Source organism: Carnobacterium sp. 17-4, assembly GCF_000195575.1.
Taxonomy (GTDB): domain Bacteria; phylum Bacillota; class Bacilli; order Lactobacillales; family Carnobacteriaceae; genus Carnobacterium_B.
In genome coordinates, this window is sequence record NC_015391.1 from 2,436,792 (window position 1) to 2,461,342 (window position 24,551).

Sequence of the window (24,551 nt, forward strand, 5' to 3'; positions counted from 1 at the left end):
ATTCAGTTTTTTTTAATATACCATATTTTCAATAGCACTAAAATTAAGTTTATTAGTGTCTTAATTTCTATTAAACCCGAACCATAAGGATAGCTCTACTTGTAACCCTGCCATTCTGACTTTTTAATAGTTAAAATAACGTTTCAACAGTTCTTTAGCACTGCTGACTGAGGTATAATAAATAAAAGAATTGTTCCTCAACAACCTGCCTAAAGAAGGTTCTCGAGATGAGATAGAATGCCCAAAACGGCATTTATCTTTTCAATGAATTGATTTTGTTTAAAAATTCACAAAAATAGTTTAACATAAAGAGAAACCTTTATATTTTTATAAGAGAAAGAGGAAAATACTGTGTTGGAAACAATTTTAAGTTTATACGTCACGTTGATGTCCGTTATTTTTGCAGGTGTTGCCAATATGGTGTTTTGCAAATACCCTACGTATCACCGTTTAAATATCCCCATGGATGCAGGTAGACTATTATCGGATGGAAAGAGACTATTTGGTCAAAACAAAACTTGGAAAGGTTTTATTGGTATGATTCTTTTTGGCGGACTATCTCAGATCGTCTGGGGACTCATTCTAAAAACTATTCCCTCCCTTGAATCGCTGAATCTATTCTACGACGTCTATGCCAATTCTATACTAACGAATCTTTGGATTGGACTTTTATTAGGACTAGCCTATATTGTTTTTGAATTACCGAATAGTTTTATGAAACGCCGCTTAGAAATCATGCCTGGCAAACCAGCAAATAATCAATGGAAATGGTTCTTTATTTTTATTGATCAAGCAGATTCATTGCTGGGTTGTGCTCTAGTTGTAGCGGTTCTGGTTCCAATCAGTTGGACTCAATTTTTCGGATTTATCATTTTGGGAGCCGGTACTCATGTCGTAGTCAATCAATTATTGTATTGGTTTAAATTAAGAAAAAATCCATTCTAATTATTTTAGATGTACAAAGAGGTGTATAAACAATCTATTGGACTTTAATAGAAACTGCAGAAACAAATCCGCGGTATGGCGGTAAAATAAATGCGTTAATCGATTTATCTCAGTTAGGCCTTCAGGTACCTAAAGGCTATTTCATTTCAGAAGATAAGCTCACTTCACTATGGATGGAAGCAATCCCAGAACTAGTAGGATTAGAATCAACGGTTCAACCTAACCTGCCTACTTATGAAACGATTGTTCAACATCTGGACCAGCTGAGTTTCCCAGCGGAATTGCATACAGAAATAAGCGATCTAATGCCTCCTAATAAAACCTATATCGTACGAAGCAGTGGCCTGATGGAAGACCAAGCATCCACTTCTTTTGCTGGACAATACGACACAATTGCAAACTGTACGACGACTGACGAAATCATTTCTGCGTTAAAGCAGTGCATTGCGTCTCTTTTTAAGCCAGCTGTTTTAAGTTATTGGCAGACACATCAATTGGATATTCAAAATCTAAGAATGTCTGTCATTATTCAAGAACAGGTTTCAGCAGTGTCCAGTGGTGTGGCGTTTACTCTCAATCCTTTGACAAATAATGATCGCCAGTTAACGCTTGAAGTAGTAGAAGGCGAAGGAGAAAAGCTTGTTAGCGGACTGGTTACCCCTGAACAATTGACGATCGAATGGTTTTCAACAATTGGGCCAATAAATGCCTCCCAAATTTTATCTTCAGACCAGTTGAAGCAACTTCAAGAACAATTGCTTTTGATTGCAACCTTTTATGGCTATCCTGTCGATGTAGAATTTTGCTTCAGCAAAGATTCCTTATTTTTCTTGCAAGCTCGCCCGATCACAACCATCCGTCGAAAAATCAATGAAGGCAATTGGACCACTACGAATTTTCGTGATGGCGGTGTCGCTGCTCAGCCTTGTCCAGGATTGATGTGGAGTTTATACCGTGAATCATGGCAGACCTCGTTAGAAAAATTTCTGATTCAAAATAAGTTATACGATTCAATGAACATCAAGCAACTATCCATCAATCATTTTGCAAGACCTTATTGGAATATTGGTGTTGTCAAAGAAGCCATGTCACGAATACCTGGCTATATTGAACGCGAATTTGATGACGAGCTTGGCGTTTATAAAAATTATCAAGGAGATGGCTATAAAAGCAAGCTGACAGTTAAGACGATCAGCCATTTACTAACTGTGGCGACTCGCATCACTAAAACGACTCAGCAACAGCGTCAAACGGCAGCACAGCAACATACGCAACTATTAAAACTATATAACTCAATCGATAAAAAAATCCAAGCGCTATCTTCCACAACAGATCAGCAAGACATTGAAACGTTATGGGAAACCGTCATCAACGATGCTTACTTGCAAAGTGAACAGACTTATTTCTGGCAAGTATATGTCAACACAGTACAACTTTCCATGAAAAAAACAACATTATTAAAAACATTGCCATTAGAGACCTTTTTCCAGCTTATCTCAAAATTAGGCACAGTTTCACATATCCAACCGCTACAGGATCTGTATGAGATCGTTGAGATCATCGTTACAAACGACAAGTTCAAGCAGGAATGGATGACAAATAGTTCATTAGAAATCAACACGTTGCTAAACAAACAGCCCCATCGTCAGGATGCGCAACGGATTCAAGCTTTTCAAGAAACCTTTGGCTATCATTCAAATCGTGAACTGAATTTATTGGTGCCAAGTTACAGCGAAGACCAACAGCTCGTTGTTGATCTGTTGAAAGACTACGTGGATCATCCAGAGAAACTCACGACCGTTCAACGCCCCTTCTCACAAACGCTGACAGATAATCAGATGAAAAAACTGATAAAGCCCTACATCTCTAAATGGCAACGTACCAAAGTAATGAAAAATATCAAAATGCTACGTGAATTATTGTGGTGGCGTGAGGAGTTTAAAGATGTATCAACTCGTTTTTATCATTTGATTCGTCAAGTCACTTTGAAATTAGGTGAACGGTATTCCCAACTAGGGTATATTGATCAAGCAGAAGACCTCTTCTATCTTGAGAAAGAAACAATACACTCTTTTATCACCAACCAGTTATCTCAAGAAAGTCTTCAAAAATCTGTTCAAGACAATCGTATGTATTGTCAGGCTTATCGCCACTTTGTTCCTCCAGGAGATTTAATGGAGGCAAGTGCTTCTCCAGAGATTGAAAATCTTATGGTAGATAAACAATTCAGTTTATCTGGAATCGGTGCGAACGATGGGATTGTTTCTGGAAAAGTCAGAATTCTGTTAGATCCTAAAGACATCTACCAGTTGGAGGCTGGCGAAATCTTGGTAACTCGTTTTACAGATACAGGATGGAGTCACGCCTTTGGTTCCATTAAAGGCCTGATTACAGAGACTGGCGGCGTTTTGTGCCATGCCTCAATTGTTGCCAGAGAATTTGGGATTCCAACAATTGTCTGTGCAACACAAGCTACAGAGAAATTAAAAACCGGTATGAATGCTACAATGAATGGAACAACTGGTGAAATTACAATTCAAAAAGGTGGGTGCTAAAGATGTTTATTGGAGAATATGGAAAGTTTGTCTATTTAACCTATTTTGGGACCGCCCTGTCGTTAGTAGCAATGCATTTCATCATTCAAGGTGAGATGATTTGGGCGATGAGCTGCTTTATTGTGAGCGGGCTTTGTGATTTATTTGATGGCATGGTTGCGCGTTCCTTTGATAGAACAAAAGCGCAAGAACAATTTGGTGTGGAGATCGATACTTTATGCGATATGATCAGCTTTGCGGCGTTACCTGCAATTTTATTGATTTCACAAGGTCGCTTCCCTTTAGTGAACATTTTTTTAGCTATTATTTATGTCATCGCTGCTGTTACAAGACTGGCTTATTTCAATCGTGAAACAAAGGACAATCTGGCAGAAAGAGCGCCTTATTTTCGGGGAGTTCCGGTTACCTATGGTGCACTTGTTTTTCCAGTCGGTTATTTGATAAGTGAATGGTTAACAAGCGGTAGTTTTCAATATGTTCTTCTATTGCTTGCTCCTATGATGGCTTTTCTATTCATCTGGGATATTAAAATTCCTAAACCCAATCGAGTGATGTATCTCTTTTTCCTAGGACTGGCGCTCGTGACTTTATTTGGATTATGGAGATTATAGTATGGTAAAGGTCTATCAGCGTGAAACGAAATCGATCATTGAACCTAAGGAATATCAAGCAGCATGGCTAAAACGATTGTATCAAACAAAGTGGGGAAACGTTTTGCTTCCCATGGTCACTTCTCCATTATTTTCAATCGCATGGACAGCTATTGACCATACACGACTTTCTAAAAACAAAATCGCTCCATTTGTCAAAGAGTATGACATCAACTTAAGCGATTACGAATCCGCAAACTACCAGTCTTTTGCAAAATTCTTTATCCGAAAATTAAAAGCGACCAACGTTTACGTAAGTCCATCTAATCGCGTTTGCGCTGTTGCGCAAGCGAAACTATTAACTGTTCCCATTCATAGTGATCAGACTTTTATCGTCAAAGGACAGAACTATCATTTAGAAGATATCCTTCAAGACCGTTCTTTAGCTGATTATTATGAGGGTGGCACATTATTTATTTACCGATTAGCAGTCGATGATTACCATCGTTATCTGGTAAGTGAAACAGGCACGGTTATTCATCGTCGAAAAATTCGCGGAAAATTACATACGGTCAGAGAAATCGCACAACAACACTTTCAATTATTCAAAGAAAATAAAAGAGAGTATTGTCTAATCGAAACAAAGAAATTAGGTATGATCATGCAGATGGAAGTCGGAGCACTTTTGGTTGGCAAGATTTATAATCAACCATTCGATAGTTATCCGCGAGGGAAAGAAAAAGGCTGGTTTAGCCTAGGCGGGTCCACTATACTGGTGGCCTATCCAAAGGGTACCGTTACCGTTGATCAAGATATTGATTATTATTCGAATCTAAATACAGAAACACAAGTCAACATAGGGGAAGGAATTGGTCTGAAAACATGCTAAAGAGATTATTAACTTACTATAAAGAAATGTACCCACTAATTCCGCGATTCCTATTAGCGATCATCTACTTTTTTGAAATCTACTTTATCTTACTGCTTAACGTAGGAAAGTCAGATTTTTCAATAGGAATACAAGAATGGACCGGAGTTTGGACAATATTTACTTTTTTGATGGCACTTAGGATCGCAGATGATTTTAAAGACTACGAACACGATCAACGATTATTTCCTGATCGAGCACTGCCTTCTGGTAGAGTTAAGAAACGTGATTTAGCTATTGCTTTGGCTGTCATGGTCACGATCACCGTTGTGCTGAATGTCTTCTTTATGAATAATATAGGCTGGTTTCTCTTTTTATTCATCTATGGAACCTTGATGTCGTTGTGGTTTTTCAGCAAAGTCAAAATTCAAAAATCATTGCCTTTAGCACTGGTTACTCATAATCCTGTGATGATGGTCATGAATATCTATATCATCACATTCGTTTGTTACAAATATCAATTGCCATTGCTGTCATTACCTACTGTCCTACTGGCATTTACGATGTATTTCCCAAGTTTGATATGGGAAATCAGCCGTAAAATAAGAGCACCCAAAGACGAGACAGAATATGTGACATACTCCCAACTCTTCACTTATCAAAAAGCCACACGTTTCGTTCAAGTGCTGACGATTATTGATATTTTAACGAATTTTATTCTATTATGGAACATTTCAAAAATCGGCGTCGTTGTTCTATTGGTGAATGTCATCTGGATGACGATTCAATTTCAACAATTCATTCATGATCCGACACGTTTCAGTATCAAAAATCGAGTGGAACGTTATACCTACATTACGGAAACAACGATGGTTCTTTCGGTTGCAGCACATCTATTTATACAGGGGTTTGTAAGATGAAACAACTCACTAACTTTCACCGTCGATCGGTAGGTTCAAAAGCAGCTAATTTGTATCTCATGAAAGAGCAGGGTCTCGTTGTCCCTCCTTTTTCAGTTTTTTCATTTGATCTTTTTGATGAAACAGATGTACATACCTTCTTGAAGGAGCAGCAAGCAGCATATCAAACAGGAAACGATACATTGAATGAATTGAGTCAACGATTGCAGCAAGAATTTAAGGCGAAATTTTTGCAAGAAGATTTTACAGCTATCCATGAATTTAGCAGACACGCATCTGGCAAGCATACCTACTCTGTGCGATCTTCAGCAAACGTTGAGGATGATGCCTCTGCCTCATTTGCTGGACAATTTTCTACGCGTTTGTTTGTTGAAATAGATGACTTAGTTGAGGCTGTAGAGGAAACTCTTTTGTCGTTGTACCAGCCCTCTGCATTGAGTTACTACTTTGAAAATAGCATCTCGTTAGAAGCTGTTAAATTATACGTCATCCTTCAAGACATGATTTCAGGAGATTTATCTGGGGTCTATTTTACCGCGAATCCTCAAGGGTTATTGAACGAACAGTTAATTGTTGTCGGCGTTGGCGTTGGTAGCGGGATCGTTGAAGATAAAGTAGATACAACGATGGTTACGATCCATTCGGATGATCAATTGTCTTACTTTGAAACTTCTGGGACTTCTCCAATCTTAACAGAGAAACAACAAGTCGAGTTAGAATCCATGGCGGAGAAAGTAACGGACATCTTTGGTCCGCGAATGGATATTGAATTTACTTTTTTGAATGACCAACTGTACGTTTTACAGGCACGCCCCATCACAAAAATGCCTACAGAACCGGTGATTATTTTAGATAATAGCAATATCGTAGAAAGTTATCCCGGAACAACGACTCCTTTGACATTCAGTTTCATTCAAGAAGCTTATGGGAGTATTTTTAGAGGTTTGGCCAAACGTATGCTAAAAAACGATACGCAGACACTTCAATCGTTTGAGCCCATTTTTCAAAATATGATTGCTCAAGTAAACAGCCGTGTGTATTATCAAATCACTAATTGGTACAAATTACTTCATCTTCTGCCTTTTTCTAAACAGATCATCCCTATTTGGCAAGACATGTTAGGTGTTCAAGCCACCGATATCTCTGCAACTACAGTCAAAATCAGCCGATCAACTCGACTGAAAATCATAGGACGCATCATTAAGAGTTTTATCCAAGTACCTCGTTCAATGAAACAACTCGATTCAGATTTTGAAGCGATCTCTGAACATTTCAATCAAACGTATACGCGAGAGGCTTCATTTGAAGAACTTCATCAATTATTTGAGCAGATCAAACGACAAGTATTGGAACAATGGGATGTCACTTTGATCAATGATCTCTATGCGTTTGTTTATACTGGGCTGTTAAAAAAGGTCTGTCCGCCTGAAGAAGTCCAAGAAGAAATAGCCGGGATTGAACAAATTGAAAGTATGAAGCCAGTTTTTGAACTGAATAAAATTATTTATGCCATTCAGGAAGAACAAAATAGTGACTATCGAAAAAAAATCGACAGTCTTTCTGCGGAACGTGCAGCTGATTTTATTGATGAAGATACAGATCCTATCACACAAGATATTCGACGTTTCATTCATCAATTTGGAGATCGAGCTCCAGAAGAATTAAAATTGGAAACAGCAACCTTTCGTAGTCATCCTTTTTCATTAATTCAACTGATCCAACAGCAGTTGGAATTGCCGCAAACAGCTATACGTACTGACTCTAAAGCAACGGCAACAAGCAAATCACGGAATCCCTTGGTGAATGGGCTGAAGAAACGCGCTATGACAGGGATCAAATACAGAGAAAGTTCTCGATTGAATCGCACAAGAATTTATGGAATGATGCGCCTCATCTTTATCACCCTGGGCGAACAGTTGGTAAAAGGAAACCGTCTTGAGCAATCAGAAGATGTGTTTTATTTAACGATGGCTGAATTATTCGACTTGGCTAGCCATAGAGACCTTTCAAACATGCAGACAGAGATACAAAAGCGGAAATATAAACGGTCTGTAGATCAGAAACTACCTGCATTCAGCCGGTTGATCTATGCTGGAAGTATTTTTGAAAAATATCCACAAAATATCAATCAGCAGCAGATCGTCTCAACCAACCACCAGGACTTCCAAGGAATCGGTTGTTCAAAAGGCGTAGTTCGAGGGCAAGTTTTAGTTGTCGAAGATATTCAAGCCGTTAATGTTCAGCAATCCTATAATAAAATTATCGTCACAAAAATGACGGATCCGGGATGGGTGTATTTACTGACTCAATCAAAAGGGATCATTGCGGAAAAAGGATCGCTTTTATCCCACACAGCAATCATCTCTCGCGAATTAGGTATTCCTTCTGTCGTCAATGTCAAACAAGCCACACAACAACTAACGACTGGAGAGTGGATTGAAATAAACGGACAGACCGGCCTGATCAAACGTTTGGAGGATGAAAATGACTACTCCTAATTCATTAAAAATCACCCCAGTGGTTTCAGGTGAACGATCAGAAGCCGATTTCCTGCAATTCCCGCAACGGATTTACAAAAAGGAAGAATGGATGCAGTCGGTCTCAGAGGAACAAGCACAGATCCGCGGACAACATCCATTGAGTCCAACCTATACTTTCCAAGCATTCAACGGTTACCAAGATGGCCAAATGGTGATTCGTGGGGCTCTAATCAAACCACACCACTTGGATGACTACTACTTTGGGTATTTTGAAGCGATAGATGATGTAACTATCATGATTCAGTTTATCCAAACACTGAGTGCCAAAGTACGAAACGAAAATGCCCAGCGCATCATTGGTCCTGTTCAAGGAAGTTTTTGGCTAGGCTATCGAATGAAAGTTAAAGGATTTGAACGAGCGCCATTTACGAGTGAACCGCACAATCCAGCGTATTACCCGAAGTTATGGCAAGCGGCAGGTTTTAAAGAGGTCGAGCACTACACATCGAATTTTTATCGCACGATTCCGCCTCAATATGAATCAGAAAAATTAGCCAAACGTTACCAATCCTTTGTGGAAAAAGGCTACCGATTTGTTTCTCCTAAACCAGAAGATTGGCCAACCGTTTCGCTTGAAGTCTTTGAACTTTTAAGAGTACTCTACAAAGACTTTCCATTGTATCAAGAGGTTACAGCTGGACAGTTCAGTCAAATTTTTGCCGATTTAAAACAAGTGATCGATTTTTCTATGGTGAAGTTGGCCTACAAAGATCAGCAGCTTGTTGGCTTTCTAATTACCTTGCCAGACTATGGCAATTTGATTTATCGAAAAATGACTATGCTAAATCTAGCAAAAATTTTATATACACGATGGCGTGCTAAACGCTATATCATTCTGTATTTAGGTGTAGACTCTAAACATTTGGGTTTAGGATTAGCCATGTCCTACCCAGTTTTCAAACAGGTAAAACAGCGCAAAGCAGAAGTAGTGGCTGCATTGATCCATGAAAAGACAGTAACAAACCGCTATGTGCCAGAGATGCAGGAAGATTCTCATGATTACAGCTTATGGATGTTGGAATTGGACTAACTAAATCCGGGCTGAAATTTAGAAGAATCAAACGATCTCACCAATCATATGATGTGTTTTACTGCATAAAAAGACCCCAAAAGCTTATCTTTTGGGGTCTTTTGCTTATTTAGTTTAAATTACGGATAGCTTCTTCAACAGCTGTATCACCAGCTAGAACTTCAAATTCTTGTTTGATCGTGTTGTCATTATGAAGTACCGAAATCAAGGTTTGAGCTACGTCTTGACGTGGAATCTCATTTATGTCTTGTCCCATACCAACTTTTATTTTATTGGTACCAGGTTCATCAACTAACATACCAGGATGGACAATCGTCCAATCTAGTTCTGTACGATTTTTTAACCATTCATCCGCATAATTTTTTGCGATGGTGTAAATTTGCAAATCATGTTCTTTAGCCATTTCTTCACGTCCTGTGCGGAAGGTGCTGACCATAACAAAACGTTTAACACCTGCTTGTTCTGCAGCAGTCATTGTTTTAATGGCTCCATCCAAGTCAATCAAAATGGTTTTGTCCACGCCACTTCCACCAGCTCCAGCACTGAAGATAACTGCATCGACATTTTTCATAGCTTCTGCCAATTCATCTACTGAATTTTTAACAAGATCTAAAAGAACCGTTTCAATCCCTCGTTCTTCGAAGAAACTCACTTGTTCAGCTTTGCGAATCATTGCGATTTCTTCAATAGCAGAATCCTCTTTAGCAAAATCAGCAAAATGACGAGCTACTTTTCCATTGGCACCTACAACTAATACTTTCATTAAAAAACTCCTCTCAATAAATGTATCGAATGACCTTCAGTATAACGCATATCACTTACTTTTTGTTGTATTGTGAACTAAACACTGGCATAACCTGATCGTCACCATAGGTTTCGATAAGAGGCAACTCATTTAACGTATTCATATCCTCTTCAGAGATTGTAAAGTCGATATCAGCATTTGATTTCATATGATCCTTATTAGTCGTTTTGGGTAAAGCAACTGTGCCTAATTGCAAGACATAGCGAATACTTAATTGAGCAGGTGAAGCCTTATATTTTTCAGCCATCTCTTTAACAACTGCATGATCAAGAATAGCTCCGTGAGCAATTGGTGAGTAAGCTTCGACAATGATGTCTTGACTTTGACAATACTCAATGACGTCGGTTGGAACATTGGTAATGTGTGCAAGAACTTGATTTACCATTGGTTTGACTGTTCCATTAGTGATCAAGTTTTCCAAGTCTACTTGCTCGAAATTAGACACACCAATTGCACGTAATTTGCCTGCTTCATACGCTTCTTCTAAGGCACGCCATGCTTCTAAGTTCCCTTCGAAGTAATGGTTGCCATCACGGAAATTTGCCCAAGGTTGTGGACTATGAATAATCATTAAGTCGATATAATCCACATTTAAAAGTTCGAGTGATTTCTCGATTGCTTTGACCGCTTCCTCATAATTTTTGATATCACCTTCGAGTTTCGTAGTGACAAAAACATTTTCGCGGTTAACACCAGACTCTTTAAGACCACGACCTACACCTTCTTCGTTAAGATAAGCTTCAGCTGTGTCAATGTGACGGTAACCTGAATCAAGCGCATCCTTTACAACTTGAACAACTGCTTCATTATCTATCATCCAAGTTCCTAAACCTAATTTAGGGATTTTAACTCCATTTATTAATGTATACGTTTCGTTTACTACCATTTTTAGTTCCTTCTTTCTATCTCTATTTATTTTTTAACAGATTAATGAAAGTCGATTTCTTTAGTGATTCTCGCAGGTGTACCCGCAACAATCACATTGTCTGGTACATCTTTAGTGACTGTAGCATCTGCTGCAACAATAGCATTTTTGCCAACCGTTACGCCAGCCAGAACGGTTGCATTTGCTCCGATCCAAGCATTCTCTTTGATTCGAATCGAATCTACAATGATTCCTCTTCTTTTTGCTGGATCCACCAAATGATTCACTGTGATTAAACGCGCGCCAGGTCCGATCAAGACATTATCTTCAAGGAAAACACCGCCTAAATCAACAAAGGTAACGTTTTGATTGATAAAAATATCTTTCCCAAATGAAATGTGTTTTCCAAAATCTGTGTAAAAGGGTAAAGATACCGTAACCGAAGAATCAATCGATTGACCCGTAATTTTTTCAAGGGATGTGCGTACCTCTGTGGGAGTATGGTAACCCGTATTCAATTCCATGACTAACCTTTCATTTTCGACCTTTTGCTCATGTATTTCTTCAAAATAATAAGAACCTTTCACTATCTCTTTCCTAATAATTCGGCTTAATAAGTCTTTCATAGCTTTTCACCACCTATTCGTTTATTTCTTGTTAAACCCATCATACTAGGATAAACTGAACCTGACTAATACTTATACAGCATACTCATCTATGCTTTTCACCTATACCTAGGAGGGATACCTATTGGATTTTCGTGTATTGAATTATTTTTTGACGGTGGCTCAAGAAAAAACAATTAGTAAAGCAGCAGAATCCTTACATTTGTCTCAACCGACCTTATCTAAGCAACTAAAAGAACTGGAAGAAGAGTTGGGCGTTCAATTATTTACTCGCGGAAACCGCGAAATCACCTTAACTGAAGATGGGCACTATTTGGTAAACCGTGGTAAAGAAATCCTTTCATTGGTCGATACCACAATGACAAACTTATCGAGTAATGAAACGATCAGCGGGGAAATCGTCATTGGCGGTGGCGAAACCAAAGCCATGCAATTTATAGCTGAAAGTGTACGTGTCTTAACTGAAGAATATCCTGATGTGAAAATCCATTTATATAGTGGAAATGCAGATGATGTTTCTGAGAAATTGGACAAGGGGATCTTGGATTTTGGGATCGTTATCGATCCAGTAGAAAAGAAAAAATACGATTACTTAAGACTGCCTAGAACCGATCATTGGGGCATTTTATTCCACAATGATCACCCCTATGCAAAAAAAGAAGCTATCTTACCTGATGATCTACAGTTTCTATCACTCTTTGTTTCAAGCCAATCCTTAGTCGATAATCAAATTGGTGACTGGATGGGGAAGAATCTTGAGAGTCAACAAATCATCGGTACTTATAATCTTTTGTACAATGCTTCTATTATGGTACGTGAAGGCATAGGTTGTGCATTATGTATTGATGGAATCATAAATACGCAAGGAACGAATCTAACATTTGTTCCTTTAAGACCCCGTTTAGAGGCTAACTTAAATATGATATGGAAAAAGAATGCCATTCATTCAAAAGCAGCAACTGTGTTTTTGAACGCCATCCAAACGTCTATCCATTTATAGAAGTAGTATACTGGTATTTAAGACATTATATTTCTCACTAATTCATATATACAAGTTTCCTTTTACAGAAAAATTAATCATACTATAATAATCATAACTATTTATCTGAAAGAATTTTTTCAAACATGGAAATGTGCCTAGAGGTAAGATCTAGCCAGACAAGAACTCGGTTCGAATTGCATTCAACTACAACTTTTTAGTACTCATTTGTATAAATTAAAAGTTGGCATTAGAAAACGGTAGCCTCCTTAATTCACCTCTACTACATAAAACTGAACAATTTACATTCAAAGCTATACTTCTCCGTAAAAATAATCCCAGAAGTTAGATTTAAAAAGTCTAATTTCTGGGATTATTTCATTCAATCACTACTTAATCTTTTATTTTATATCTAGAAATCATCATGAGCAAACAAAAGGGTAAGATAATCATACGGTAAAATAGAATTCGTTTTTTCTATGGTTTCCTCTAGAGCATTTACAATTTTTGCCTTTTCAAGTAATTTAGGGTCTACTGTTATTTTTTCCCCAGTAGGGTTGGCTAACCGAATAATAAATGCTCCTTCTTCTTTATAAGACGGGTAAGCTGCAGATACAATCAATTCTTCTGAAACATCTAATTGAGAGTATACTCTCTCTGGCTTAATTGGATGCTGTAACGGCCATATTTTATTATCAAGTCGATTGATAAAGACATTAAGGTCCTGGCGCTGATAGGCTACAGAAGGACTTACCCAATCATGTGCAATATGAGCTATTTTAGATTCTTCTAGCATGCCATCTGCCATTCTAATTGCGAATGAAAAATTATTTTCTCCTATCTCTTGAGCTAGCGGTGTAGGCATCATGATATGACCTTCGTTAGTTGTATCCCCAGAAGCCCTGCCTGGTCTCCATGCCAAATCAGGCTTTCCTAATTCCCCTGTTGTTGACATTAATGTAACAAATAAACTATCTCCTACTCTTTCATATTCCTTTAATCCTTCGACAAAAATAGTCATATAATCATTATCACTTTGAACACTTACACTTTTGTCAAAAATTTCAATATTTACTGGTTTTTCTACATATATTTCTTTCCAATTTTCTGGAACTTCATCAGGTATGTTTTTTATAAAACCATTTTGAATTTGAGCAGTCGAACTCTCATCTTTATTCAAATTATTTATTCTTAATCTCAATCTGTGTGACAAGATTTGATTATCTACTATTATTTTTCCTATAATCAAATCAGAATTTTTTCTTAAGCTTAAAAGAATTTTCATTTCCAATGTGCCTAATTCTGGAACGTTCGAGACCCTATCTTTCAAGTCATATGGTAGCTCCATCATTCCAGTAATTTCTATAGTTTTTTCTATTTCATCTTCTATTATTTGTGCCTTTTTAAATACAAATATTTTTTCTTCATCTCCAAGAAGCGGAGAGAAGTCATAAGTGTCTCCATCGTTAGCACAATCCACTACTTCAATAAAGCTTACCTTATCTTCCTTGATATAATTTAGGGAGATATTCCCTTTATCAAATTTAATATTATAATAGTCATTGTCTATAGATACAGAAGTTGATTCTTCTAATACTTTCCTATTTTCTAAAGGTTTGTCAGATTCTCTAAAACTAATTACTTTGTAACCTAGTGCTGGTAACTCTATATTCATTCGGATATCTAATTCATAATAAGGAGGTTCTTCAATAAATATATGGCCTTTAGGTATCTCTCTTTTGATGTTCTCTCGTGCTGGATAATATGTTTCATTGATCAAAACAACATCCGAAACACTATCAAACTTAATATTTTTATTTGGAGCTACTACATGGACTATCTTTTCTCCTTTAAACGACTTAACATCAGTATTGAACACAATTACTTCATTATCTTTCAAGTTTAACGCATCAGCAATCCGCCTGCTTATAAGATTTTCAATACCATCTGCTAATTCATTAGCTTGCTTGAATCTGTGATGAATATCTTCTGCTACGTTATCAGATACGCATCCCCCAATACTGTCATGAGCTTGGTTTTCTAGTAATACTTTCCAAGTTTTTTCTACTAGTCCATTTCCCACAGACACACCATTCCCCTTAGCAATAATCATTAAAGGCTCTATGTGACGTATGAGTTTCTGTTCTAGTTTATAGTTCTCTAATTTGATTCTTGTTCTAACAGAGCCAATTGATCTATGCACTCGTGAGTGAACGGGTTGACGTAGTTCCCCTTGATAAGTTGGCAAGTTTCCTTTGTTACGAATAATATCAACAAATTCAGGATAATTACTAATAACATTTCGATATTGACTGATATCGTTAATATTTTCTATAACTTGATCAAAATTTTCTATCATACTCTTCTGGTCAATTCCTGAAGGAATTAAAATATCTTCATTATTACCACGCTTAGCATTAAACCTAATAGCTGGATCTAATCTGTCCTCAACAAATTCTTGAAGATCATCCAGTGCGTCTACATAAAGTAGGCCTGTCATATATCCAAATGGAAAATTAATGGCATAAACTGATTTCCCACCTAAACCTTTCCAAATGAAGTAAGGAGATTCTACTAGTTTATCAAAATTCAAGCCTCTCCAGCTTAAAAAATTATCAATACCGACCTGATTTAATAGCGTGGGCAGCTGAGCATTAAACCCGAAAGTATCAGGTAAATAACCTAGCATCATCGGATTCCCATATTTATTGACAGTATCGTTGATTCCAATAATTAAGTTTCTCAATATTGATTCTGCATCTACTAGCAACGCATCTGTTTGTGTGTACCAAGGACCGACAAATAATCTGTTTTCTGCAATTAATTTTTTTATTAAATCAATTTTTTCAGGATGAATTTCAATATAATCATCTAAAATAGAAGATTGTCCATCTAAACAGAAGTTAACATGTGTGTTTTCCTCCAGTTCTTTGAGTGCTTCTGTAAACACTTGATCACTCAAAACAAGTGCATCTGATGTGGTAAAATACCACTCTCTATCCCAATGAGTATGCTGAACAAAATGTGCCTTTGGCATTTGTTAAAACTTCCCTTCTTAAACTTTTTTTATTTCGCTACGTTAACTTCTTTTTTTTGTTCTTTTCTGTACTTCATTGTTTTCAATGCATTTACCATAAGGGCAGTAACAATACCCCCAATTGCTATAGCAACAACGTATAGCAAGGGTCTAGAAGTAAATGGTATGGCCATAAATGTTGACAACATCGTTTCCTGTGTAATACCGAATGCTCCGTTTATCCCACCTGCTACTGCTGTTCCAACCATGATACTTGGAATGACCCGTACAGGATCCGCTACTGCAAAAGGAATCGTACCTTCTGTGATACCTACAAGTCCCATAATGATTGCCGTTTTCCCATTTTCTATCTCTTCTTCTGAATACAATTTTTTATTTAATATAGTAGCCAAGAACATTCCCAGTGGAGGGATAGCAATAGCCAGTAGCATTGCAGTACTTGCTCCGAACCCACCTGAAGAAAAACTTGCTACACCAAACGCGTAAGCTATTTTGTTTATTGGACCTCCCATATCAAAAGCCATCATACCACCTAGTATCGCTCCTAATAAAGCAGCGTTAGCCCCTGACATTCCTGTTAACCAAACTGTCAAAGTTTCAGTCATAACTGTAATTGGCGTACCGATAACATACCAAAGAACTAATCCTACTACAGCAGTACTAATAAAAGGAATGATAATAAGAGACTTTAAACTCATAATTTGAGGAGGAATTGGCATTTTCTTTAAAAGATTAACTAGATACCCTACAGCTAAACCTGTGAACATTCCTCCAATAAACCCTGTTCCCATTTCATTCGCAATCATACCTGTTATAAAAGCAGGAGCTAATCCTGGTCGATCCGCAATAGAATAGGCAATATAAGCCGAAATCATAGGAACAATAAAATTCAGCCCGGTTTGTCCTATCATTCTTATGACACCCCAGAAGGTTTCTGTTTGATCCCAAACATCAGAGCCACCAAATATAACTGCAATAGATGTCAATAATCCAGCTGCTGTTACTAAAGGAATCATATATGAAACCCCACTCTGGAAGTGATTTAACATTTCTTTACCTAATTTTTTTATATTCATTTTTCTGTTCTCCTTCCTCATTTTAATTATTTATTTTATTTAAAATATCCTCAATAATTTTTTCACCATTTTTTATAACTTCCGTAGTCCCAACTTCAATAATTTTTTTACCCGAAAATCTGTCTCTTTCGGACACATTAGTATCTACTGCAAAAATAACAATATCAGCAGATTCTATATCAGAAGTTGATAATTTATTTTCCATTCCCATAGCTCCTTGAGTTTCTACTTTAATTTCGATATCATGTTTTTTTGAAAATTTCTCTAGATTCGCTTTAGCCATATAAGTATGAGCAATACCTGCGATACAAGCTGTAACAGCTACAATTTTAGTCATAATTAACCATCCTTTTCTATAGTTATACTTTTGATAACAACTCTTCAATTTCTTTTTCTGTGCCAGCTTTCTTAATAGCATAAACAAAGTCATCATCCATTAACTTTCCAGAAATATCTGCTAGAATTCTCAAATGTTTATCCCCAGCATCTTGTTTAGATATAGCTAATAAAAAAATGATGTTTACTGGTTTGTCATCTAATGACTCCCATTCAATATCCTCAGTTGTTTTCGCAAAAATGACTGTTGATTCTAAGACAGAACTACTTTTCCCATGAGGAATAGCGATACCGTTTCCAATACCAGTTGTCATATGTTCTTCTCTATCCTTAACATCTTTAATAAATTCTGCTAAATTATCTATGAAACCATTCTTAAATAATCTTTCTGCTAATTTTTCAACCACCTCGATTTTGGTTGAAGCATTTAAATTTAGTACAATATTTTCTTTATATACTTTTTTATTAGTTGTCATTCTCTCACCTGCTTTAATAATTGATATATATCATTTTTACTGCTTGCGTGTATTAATTTATTCATTACAAAATCATCAGAAATTAACTCATTAAAATAGGAATAAATATCATTAATACTCTCTTTCACTTGTTGATTTAAGGCAAAAAAGAAAATAATATTTACTGTGTCCCCATTCCATACAATTCCATCTTTATTTATATAGATTACAATCTTAGACTCATTGATATATTCGATTTGAGCATGTGGCATAGCAAAAACACCCATTGCTGTTGACGATATTTCTTCTCTTGTAAGTGAACTCTCAAGTACTCCTTTTTTTGCATAGTGTTCCTCTATTAAGGTAGTACAAATCTTAGTTAAAACATTATGTTTAGTTTCTTTACCCGCTTCAATAAATATGAGATTATCCTCTAGATTCTCAATAAAAACATCACAACTTTTTTTTGTGTAACTTGTTTTAGTTACAGCGTTTTCAATTTTTCCTCTATCCTCTTTACCCAACAATGGGCTAACTAAAACTACCGGAACCTCATGTTGCTTAACAGGAATGGTACTTATAATAAGATCTTCACTTATTACGCTTTTTTCTAAATCTCCTAAAGAAAGTACTCTCGTTATTTCTATTTCTTCATAAAAAATACTTTTGATCCTTTGTTCCAACAACTTTGACGTTCCAAATCCACTACTACATACTATGACTGCTTTTTTCTTTACTTTTTTTTTCGTCGGTATTCTTTCAAAGAAAGATTCAAAATGTAATGCAATAAATGCTATCTCGTCATCATTCATTTTGATATAATATTTTTTTTCGATAGTTGTTACTAAAAGAACGGCTGTTTCAAATGCTCTAGAAAAAGAAAATTTGATTTTTTCTGTATAGGGATTATAGATATTGAGACCTAATTGTAATCTTTTAATCGCAGCTTCCAAATGTAGCATCAAACTTTTTATCAATTCATCATCTGCATTGATGCCTATTAATTTATTAGTAATCAATTCTTTTAATTCAATATTTGTTTTAATTGAATAATATTGTTGGATTTTGTTATTTAAGACACTATTTTGTATGGCCAGAATATGATTATTCAAGTGTTCCTTCTCAAAATCTGGCAAAGATAATTTAAACTCTTTTTCAACTAACTGAATCAAAAAAACTGTATTTTTTTCTAGTTTCATTTTTTCCATCGTGTTATCTTTGTTAGTTAAAAATAGTTTCTTTTTTATTCTGTCCAAAGCAATGACCAAATGAATAGCTAGTGACTGGTATTCATAGTCCGTAAATAATAATTTTGTATTCTGTGAGAACAAATTCAAATTATCTGCTACTTTTTTTAGTACATCAACGTCAAAAATTTTTTCTAAATCTGAAGAAACTTGAATTTGCAAAATCAATTCTTCACCTTTATCACTATTGTATGAAAGACCTCCCCAATAATAGTTGATTAATTTTGAGATTAGCTCTCTTTTTTCCTTCTCATTTATGTCCAGTATCATGCCATGTCGATTACTTTTTATTTTAAATCCTTGAGTTAAAAACTCTTTCTTAACATTTCTTAATTCGCTTTCTAAAGTGGATCTACTCACGTAAAACTCATCCGCCAATTCTTGCACTTTTAGATGATCTGAAGATAAAATAAATTTTGAATATAATTTCATCTGTCTATTATCTTTAGAATTTAATTCATAATCCTTCAGAGACTTTATCATTTCTTCTAGTTTTTGTATTTCTCCTTCAAAATGAACACCTTCGCCTTGTTTGATTACTAGATTAACGTTTAATGGCTGAATAAGATCGCGTATCTCATTCAGATATTTTGCTATAGTTCTTTTAGATATGCCTATATATTTTGACAATTCTTCATAATTAGTTCTTTTATTGTCTAAAATAAATTGGATTATCCTTTTATGTTTGACGTCAAACATATTAATCATGTTTTCACCTCTCTTGAATACGTTTTCATTATATGTCGATTATATTAATTTGCATATATGGATATTTGCAATTGTATTAATGCATTAGTAAAGGGGTAAAGATTTTATACTACTCATATAAAGTAATGAATTCTGATTTTGTCATATACTATCAAACAACTTTCTAGTAGACAGCATACATACCTCACTGTCACTATCATAACAAAAAACACTTTCCAAAAAGGAGAAGTGTTTTTATAGTAACTTAAGATAATTCCACATAATTTTTTTTGTCACATTGCTTTTTTATTTAATAGTCAAGTAATCTTCAGCAATGGCCAAGAAGGCTTTTCCTGCCTTTATCATCGCTGTTTCATCAATATTGAAGCGAGGATGGTGATGCGGGTAAGTTGCTTCTAATTCTGGATTTCCACCTCCCACATTGAAGAACGTCCCTGGCGTCACTTTTAAGAAATAGCCAAAATCTTCTCCTCCCATTGTGGGTTCGCGTTCGATCACTTCCTCTTCACCAAATTTTTCTTTCATCACTTCTACAAAACGGTTAGTTTCTTTAGGGTGATTATAGACAGCATCATAGCCTCTTGTGTAGACTAATTCGCAGGTGCCGTGATACATAGAAGCCACGCTATTAGCCATTACTTCCATCTCCCGTTGAATCGTGTCACGAGCCTCTTCTTGATAAGTACGAACCGTTCCTCTGATGATTGCAGTATCCGCGATAATATTGTTCGCTTCCCCACCTGCTTGTATTGTCGAGACTGTAACGACAGCTGGATGAAGCGGATTGATTGCTCGGCTCACTAAAGTCTGCAGAGCTTCCACTATCTTAGTCACAATAATAACAGAATCTATCGTGTCTTGTGGATATGCACCATGTCCACCTTTGCCTTGGATGTGGATCTCAAAGAAATCGGCAGCTGCCATGGCATGTCCATTCACATAAGCAACCTTTCCAGCTGGAACCGACGATTGGACATGTTGACCAAATACATAGTCGACGCCTTCCATTGCACCAGCCTCTACCATGCTTTTGGCACCCCCAGGCAGTACCTCCTCAGCATTTTGATGCAACAGCACAATGCTCCCATGCAAGTCTTCCTTATGATTAGCTAATACTTTGGCAACACTAAGTAAGGTGGCTGTATGTGAATCATGTCCACAGGCATGCATAACACCAGGATTCCGGGATTTATAGTCAACCGTATTTTCTTCTTGGATACGTAGTGCATCGAAATCAGCCCTGAAAGCAATTGTAGGCCCACTATGAGTACCTCCAATTTTTGCCACGATTCCATAACCATTTCCGACATTTTCTTGGACGTCTGTTATGCCATAGGACTTTAGCTGCTCCACTATGAACGCTGCCGTTTCTGTTTCTTCAAACGATGCTTCGGGATGTTGATGAAGGTATCTTCGCACACTCACCGTTTCTTGGTAATTCTCCTCTAGTTCATTTTCCCAGTTAGTATATAGTGTTTTTTCTTTCACGGTGCTGTTTTCCATACGATCCCCTACTTTCGTCTTTTTGTTAGATTGCTAAGCTACTCAATGTTAATTTCTCATACCTTTTCTTTAAGAACGGTATTTCTTGTTTTTTACAGTAAACAAAATGTTCAGGGACAATTTCATAAAGCCCTACATCTGTTTCATCCTCATAGTGGTGAAAGCTTGGATCATAGCCAATGCGTGAACGCGTGCGTTCTATCTCTGGATCAGGCACCGGAACGGCAGATAATAATGATTCTGTGTACGGATGCAACGGGAAATTGTACAACTCTTCTGAAGGCGCCACTTCCAATAAGCGTCCCTCATTCATCACTCCAATACGGTCACTGATGTATTTGACCATAGATAAATCGTGGGCAATGAATAAATACGTTAAATTACGTTCTTCCTTTAGCTTTTTCAAGAGATTGACGATTTGTGCTTGAATAGACACATCCAAAGCAGAGATTGCTTCATCCGCAACAATAAAATCTGGGTTTACAGCTAAGGCACGGGCGATTCCCACACGTTGGCACTGTCCACCTGAGAATTCCCGTGGATAGCGGGTGGCATATTCAGGGCTAAGTCCTACCAAATTCAAAAGTTCGTATACTTTGGCCTGTTTTCCTTCTTTATTCTTTACCAGACCATGAACATCCAATCCTCCTCCAATAATTTCCATCACCGTTTTTCGTGGGTTCAAAGATGCATAAGGATCTTGAAATACCATCTGGACAAATTTTCGAAAGCTCAGCACTTCTTTTCGCTTCTTAAAGCTGCCAATCTCTTTATCAGCAAAATGAATATCGCCAGAGGAGGCCCCTTGAAGTTTTGCCACTAATTTTCCAGTTGTAGACTTTCCAGAACCTGATTCTCCAACCAGACCGAATGTTTCTCCTTCATAAATATAAAACGACAGGTCATTGACAGCCCGTACTTCAGCTGGCTTTCCTTCATTAAAAACTTGATTCAGATGGTTAACCTCCAGTAGTTTTTTTCTCGGTTGTGGGTTCATCCATATGCCCTCCTAACAGATTTTGTGTTGAATATCTCCCAACGCCTTACGATTTCAGCGGGTGGAGTTACTTCGGGTGCATCTGAATGCAAGAGCCACGTAGCTGCAAAGTGAGTTCCAGTTAAAGAAAATACCTCAGGCTCTTTTTTGAAATCAATTTCTAGTGCGTAAACATTACGCGGAGCAAAAGCGTCTCCGGTTGGCGGATGCAATAAATTAGGCGGCGATCCTGGAATCGCATAGAGATCACGACCCACATTTTCTAGTGTCGGCATGGACGCCAGCAATCCCCATGTGTACGGATGTCGTGGGTTGTAAAAAATCTCATCCACGGTTCCCCACTCGACAATTTTACCAGCATACATCACAGCAACTCGGTCGGCCATGTTGGCCACCACACCCAAGTCATGCGTAATAAAGATAATTGAGGTGTTGATTTTTTCTTTCAGTTCGTTCATCAGCTCCAAAATCTGGGCTTGGATCGTCACATCCAAAGCTGTCGTGGGCTCATCGGCAATCAGAATTTTAGGCTTGCAAGCAAGGGCAATAGCGATCATTACTCTTTGGCGCATGCCTCCAGAAAATTGATGAGGGTAGTGATCAATGCGCTTTTCTGCATCTTTCACACCGACCATCTTTAGCAACTCCTTGGCTTGCTTCAACGCTTCGGCTAGGTTAACTGCTTGATGCCGAACAATGGATTCCGCAATTTGCTTGCCAACAGACATCATCGGATTCAAAGAGGTCATGGGGTCTTGAAAGATAGTAGCAATCTCTTTACCGCGAACTTCCTGCATGTTCGTTTCGCTTAACTTCAGTAAGTCTTGACCTTTATAGAGAATCTCACCGCTTTTGATGAGTGTGTTTTTATCGCCCAGCAATCCCATAATAGCTTGAGTAGATACCGATTTACCGGAACCCGATTCGCCTACGATCGCTAACGTTTCGCCTTCATACAACTCAAAGTTTACACCTCTAACCGCTTGAACTTCACCCGCATAAGTCTGGAAAGAAATTTCTAAGTCTTTAACTTCCAATATTTTTTCCTGCATGGTTTCACCCCTTCTCCTTGATTTTATTTAGCTCCGAAATCTTTCATCAGCTCTACCATATGAGCAATATTTTGGTAAAAATCATTCAATCGTACGTTTTCATTTGGCGCATGCGCTCCTGAATTGGCCCATCCGGCACCTACCCCTGCAATTGGTACCTGCAAATACTTTTCAAACAATTCACTTGGACCCGTTCCAGCCATGCTCGGAGAGACTACTACTGGATTTTCTTCGCCATATATTTTTTTGGCTGAGTTGACCACGACTTCGATAAAAGGATCTTCTACAGAAGTACGCTGTGCTCCTTCTGCAGCAACCATCGTCAGAGAAATATCCTGATAGCCATTATCATCCAAATGTTGGCGAATGCAGTCACGGATATGTTCTGGATCTTGGCCAGGTACTAATCTACAATCCACTTTTGCTTTACCTGTTTTCGGAAGCACAGTCTTTACACCAGTACCGGTATATCCACTGGTAAATCCACAGACTGTCATAGTCGGATAGAAAGCTAGTGCTTCTGTAGGCGTCACATCGGTTCCATCCGTGATGAAATCTTCCGTTAAGCCATATTGTTCTTTCACTTCTTCTGCTTTAAATGGCTGACTAGCAGCCGACTCCGTATCCTTCTCTGACAACGGTTGAACACCGTCATAGAAACCTTTCACCTTAATTTCATTTTGCTTGTTCTTCATAGAATCCAAAGCGTGAATCAAGCGCCATGCTGGATTGTCAACGATGGCAGCCATGGATGAATGGATATCGATCGTTGCCGTTGTCACTTCAAGGTCAAAATAAGCAATTCCTTTCATCCCTGCACTAACAACATAGTTCTCATATTTGTCTTTCGAACCGGCTTCCCAAATACAGGCGTCTGCTTTGAAAAGTCCTGCATATTTCTCAATATACGGTCCCAAATTTGGGCTACCGATCTCTTCTTCTCCTTCCAATAAAAATTTCACATTACAAGGGAGACCGCCCGACTCTTTCAGAATGGATAACGCATTTAATCGGGCCATAAAGTTCGCTTTATTATCGGAAACACCACGGGCATATAATGTATCGTCTTGCACAGTAGGTTCGAACGGTTCTGTATGCCATTCATCCAAAGGATCTGATGGTTGTACATCGTAATGGTTGTAGAATAATAATGTCCGATTACTATTTCCGGCCGGCGAAGCGGGGAAGTATCCGTAAATGACCGGATGCCCTCCCATATCGTCCAATACCTTAACCTCACCACCCGTTTGTTCAATTAGTCCTTTAACATAGGCTACGGTTTCTGGTATCTGTCTGTGTTCGGTAGAAACTGACTCTATTCTTAGGTAATCGTAAAATTCCTCCTGGCGATTCTCAGCCATTTTTTTAGCTTGTTCTATTGTTGTTGCGCTCTGCACTACTGTCATTTTTCATTCTC

General features: G+C 37.5%; 20 protein-coding genes. 8 read left to right on the plus strand and 12 right to left on the minus strand.

The window, feature by feature from the left end:
• Nucleotides 1-354 precede the first annotated feature (354 nt).
• From CAR_RS11575 to CAR_RS11605, 7 genes are all read left to right on the plus strand, one after another.
• Nucleotides 355-945 (plus strand): CDP-archaeol synthase, encoded by a 591-nt coding sequence (locus tag CAR_RS11575; protein WP_041557006.1) that lies wholly within the window; start codon nucleotides 355-357, stop codon nucleotides 943-945.
• An 86-nt stretch (nucleotides 946-1,031) separates the two neighbouring features.
• Nucleotides 1,032-3,500, plus strand: a complete 2,469-nt coding sequence (locus CAR_RS11580; protein ID WP_274413436.1) for a PEP/pyruvate-binding domain-containing protein — start codon at nucleotides 1,032-1,034, stop codon at nucleotides 3,498-3,500.
• Between the two features lie 2 nt (nucleotides 3,501-3,502).
• Nucleotides 3,503-4,111, plus strand: coding sequence for a CDP-alcohol phosphatidyltransferase family protein (locus tag CAR_RS11585; protein ID WP_013711924.1), 609 nt, complete (start codon nucleotides 3,503-3,505; stop codon nucleotides 4,109-4,111).
• A gap of 1 nt (nucleotide 4,112) precedes the next feature.
• Nucleotides 4,113-4,979, plus strand: coding sequence for a phosphatidylserine decarboxylase (locus tag CAR_RS11590; protein ID WP_013711925.1), 867 nt, complete (start codon nucleotides 4,113-4,115; stop codon nucleotides 4,977-4,979).
• Nucleotides 4,973-5,878, plus strand: coding sequence for a prenyltransferase (locus CAR_RS11595; RefSeq protein WP_013711926.1), 906 nt, complete (start codon nucleotides 4,973-4,975; stop codon nucleotides 5,876-5,878). Before CAR_RS11590 ends, CAR_RS11595 begins: the two co-directional genes overlap by 7 nt.
• On the plus strand, nucleotides 5,875-8,376 hold the full coding sequence (locus CAR_RS11600; protein ID WP_013711927.1) for a phosphoenolpyruvate synthase: 2,502 nt from the start codon (nucleotides 5,875-5,877) through the stop codon (nucleotides 8,374-8,376). Before CAR_RS11595 ends, CAR_RS11600 begins: the two co-directional genes overlap by 4 nt.
• Nucleotides 8,363-9,448: a hypothetical protein gene (locus CAR_RS11605; RefSeq protein ID WP_052303149.1), complete on the plus strand. Its 1,086-nt coding sequence runs from the start codon at nucleotides 8,363-8,365 to the stop codon at nucleotides 9,446-9,448. The genes CAR_RS11600 and CAR_RS11605 overlap by 14 nt, the downstream gene beginning before the upstream one ends.
• A gap of 109 nt (nucleotides 9,449-9,557) precedes the next feature.
• Here CAR_RS11605 and CAR_RS11610 read toward each other — a convergent pair whose 3' ends face one another.
• Genes CAR_RS11610 through CAR_RS11620 form a run of 3 tightly spaced genes read right to left on the minus strand, consistent with a single transcriptional unit; the run spans nucleotide 9,558 to nucleotide 11,744 of the window.
• Nucleotides 9,558-10,211 (minus strand): SDR family oxidoreductase, encoded by a 654-nt coding sequence (locus CAR_RS11610; protein WP_013711929.1) that lies wholly within the window; start codon nucleotides 10,209-10,211, stop codon nucleotides 9,558-9,560.
• A gap of 55 nt (nucleotides 10,212-10,266) precedes the next feature.
• Complete coding sequence (locus CAR_RS11615; protein WP_013711930.1) at nucleotides 10,267-11,139, minus strand: aldo/keto reductase; 873 nt, start codon at nucleotides 11,137-11,139, stop codon at nucleotides 10,267-10,269.
• Between the two features lie 41 nt (nucleotides 11,140-11,180).
• Nucleotides 11,181-11,744 (minus strand): DapH/DapD/GlmU-related protein, encoded by a 564-nt coding sequence (locus tag CAR_RS11620; RefSeq protein WP_041556679.1) that lies wholly within the window; start codon nucleotides 11,742-11,744, stop codon nucleotides 11,181-11,183.
• Nucleotides 11,745-11,868: 124 nt separating this feature from the next.
• Here CAR_RS11620 and CAR_RS11625 point away from each other — a divergent pair, with 124 nt between their 5' ends.
• A complete protein-coding gene (locus CAR_RS11625; protein ID WP_041556682.1) occupies nucleotides 11,869-12,744 on the plus strand; it encodes a LysR family transcriptional regulator in 876 nt (291 codons plus the stop codon).
• A gap of 391 nt (nucleotides 12,745-13,135) precedes the next feature.
• Here CAR_RS11625 and CAR_RS11630 read toward each other — a convergent pair whose 3' ends face one another.
• The 9 genes from CAR_RS11630 to CAR_RS11670 form a co-directional block, all read right to left on the minus strand.
• The gene (locus CAR_RS11630) at nucleotides 13,136-15,760 is read right to left on the minus strand and encodes a glycoside hydrolase family 38 C-terminal domain-containing protein (RefSeq protein WP_013711933.1); all 2,625 of its coding nucleotides are present in this window, start codon (nucleotides 15,758-15,760) and stop codon (nucleotides 13,136-13,138) included.
• 29 nt (nucleotides 15,761-15,789) lie between these two features.
• Nucleotides 15,790-16,836: a PTS fructose transporter subunit IIC gene (locus CAR_RS11635; RefSeq protein WP_013711934.1), complete on the minus strand. Its 1,047-nt coding sequence runs from the start codon at nucleotides 16,834-16,836 to the stop codon at nucleotides 15,790-15,792.
• Nucleotides 16,837-16,858: 22 nt separating this feature from the next.
• Nucleotides 16,859-17,173, minus strand: a complete 315-nt coding sequence (locus CAR_RS11640) for a PTS fructose transporter subunit IIB (protein WP_013711935.1) — start codon at nucleotides 17,171-17,173, stop codon at nucleotides 16,859-16,861.
• A gap of 22 nt (nucleotides 17,174-17,195) precedes the next feature.
• Nucleotides 17,196-17,648, minus strand: a complete 453-nt coding sequence (locus CAR_RS11645; RefSeq protein ID WP_013711936.1) for a PTS sugar transporter subunit IIA — start codon at nucleotides 17,646-17,648, stop codon at nucleotides 17,196-17,198.
• Nucleotides 17,645-19,582: a BglG family transcription antiterminator gene (locus CAR_RS11650; RefSeq protein ID WP_041556684.1), complete on the minus strand. Its 1,938-nt coding sequence runs from the start codon at nucleotides 19,580-19,582 to the stop codon at nucleotides 17,645-17,647. Before CAR_RS11650 ends, CAR_RS11645 begins: the two co-directional genes overlap by 4 nt.
• A 285-nt stretch (nucleotides 19,583-19,867) precedes the next feature.
• The gene (locus CAR_RS11655; protein ID WP_013711938.1) at nucleotides 19,868-21,085 is read right to left on the minus strand and encodes a M20 metallopeptidase family protein; all 1,218 of its coding nucleotides are present in this window, start codon (nucleotides 21,083-21,085) and stop codon (nucleotides 19,868-19,870) included.
• Between the two features lie 25 nt (nucleotides 21,086-21,110).
• Nucleotides 21,111-22,082: an ABC transporter ATP-binding protein gene (locus tag CAR_RS11660; protein WP_013711939.1), complete on the minus strand. Its 972-nt coding sequence runs from the start codon at nucleotides 22,080-22,082 to the stop codon at nucleotides 21,111-21,113.
• Nucleotides 22,079-23,134, minus strand: a complete 1,056-nt coding sequence (locus CAR_RS11665; protein WP_013711940.1) for an ABC transporter ATP-binding protein — start codon at nucleotides 23,132-23,134, stop codon at nucleotides 22,079-22,081. Before CAR_RS11665 ends, CAR_RS11660 begins: the two co-directional genes overlap by 4 nt.
• A gap of 23 nt (nucleotides 23,135-23,157) precedes the next feature.
• Nucleotides 23,158-24,540, minus strand: a complete 1,383-nt coding sequence (locus tag CAR_RS11670; protein ID WP_013711941.1) for a M20/M25/M40 family metallo-hydrolase — start codon at nucleotides 24,538-24,540, stop codon at nucleotides 23,158-23,160.
• Between the last annotated feature and the right edge of the window lie 11 nt (nucleotides 24,541-24,551).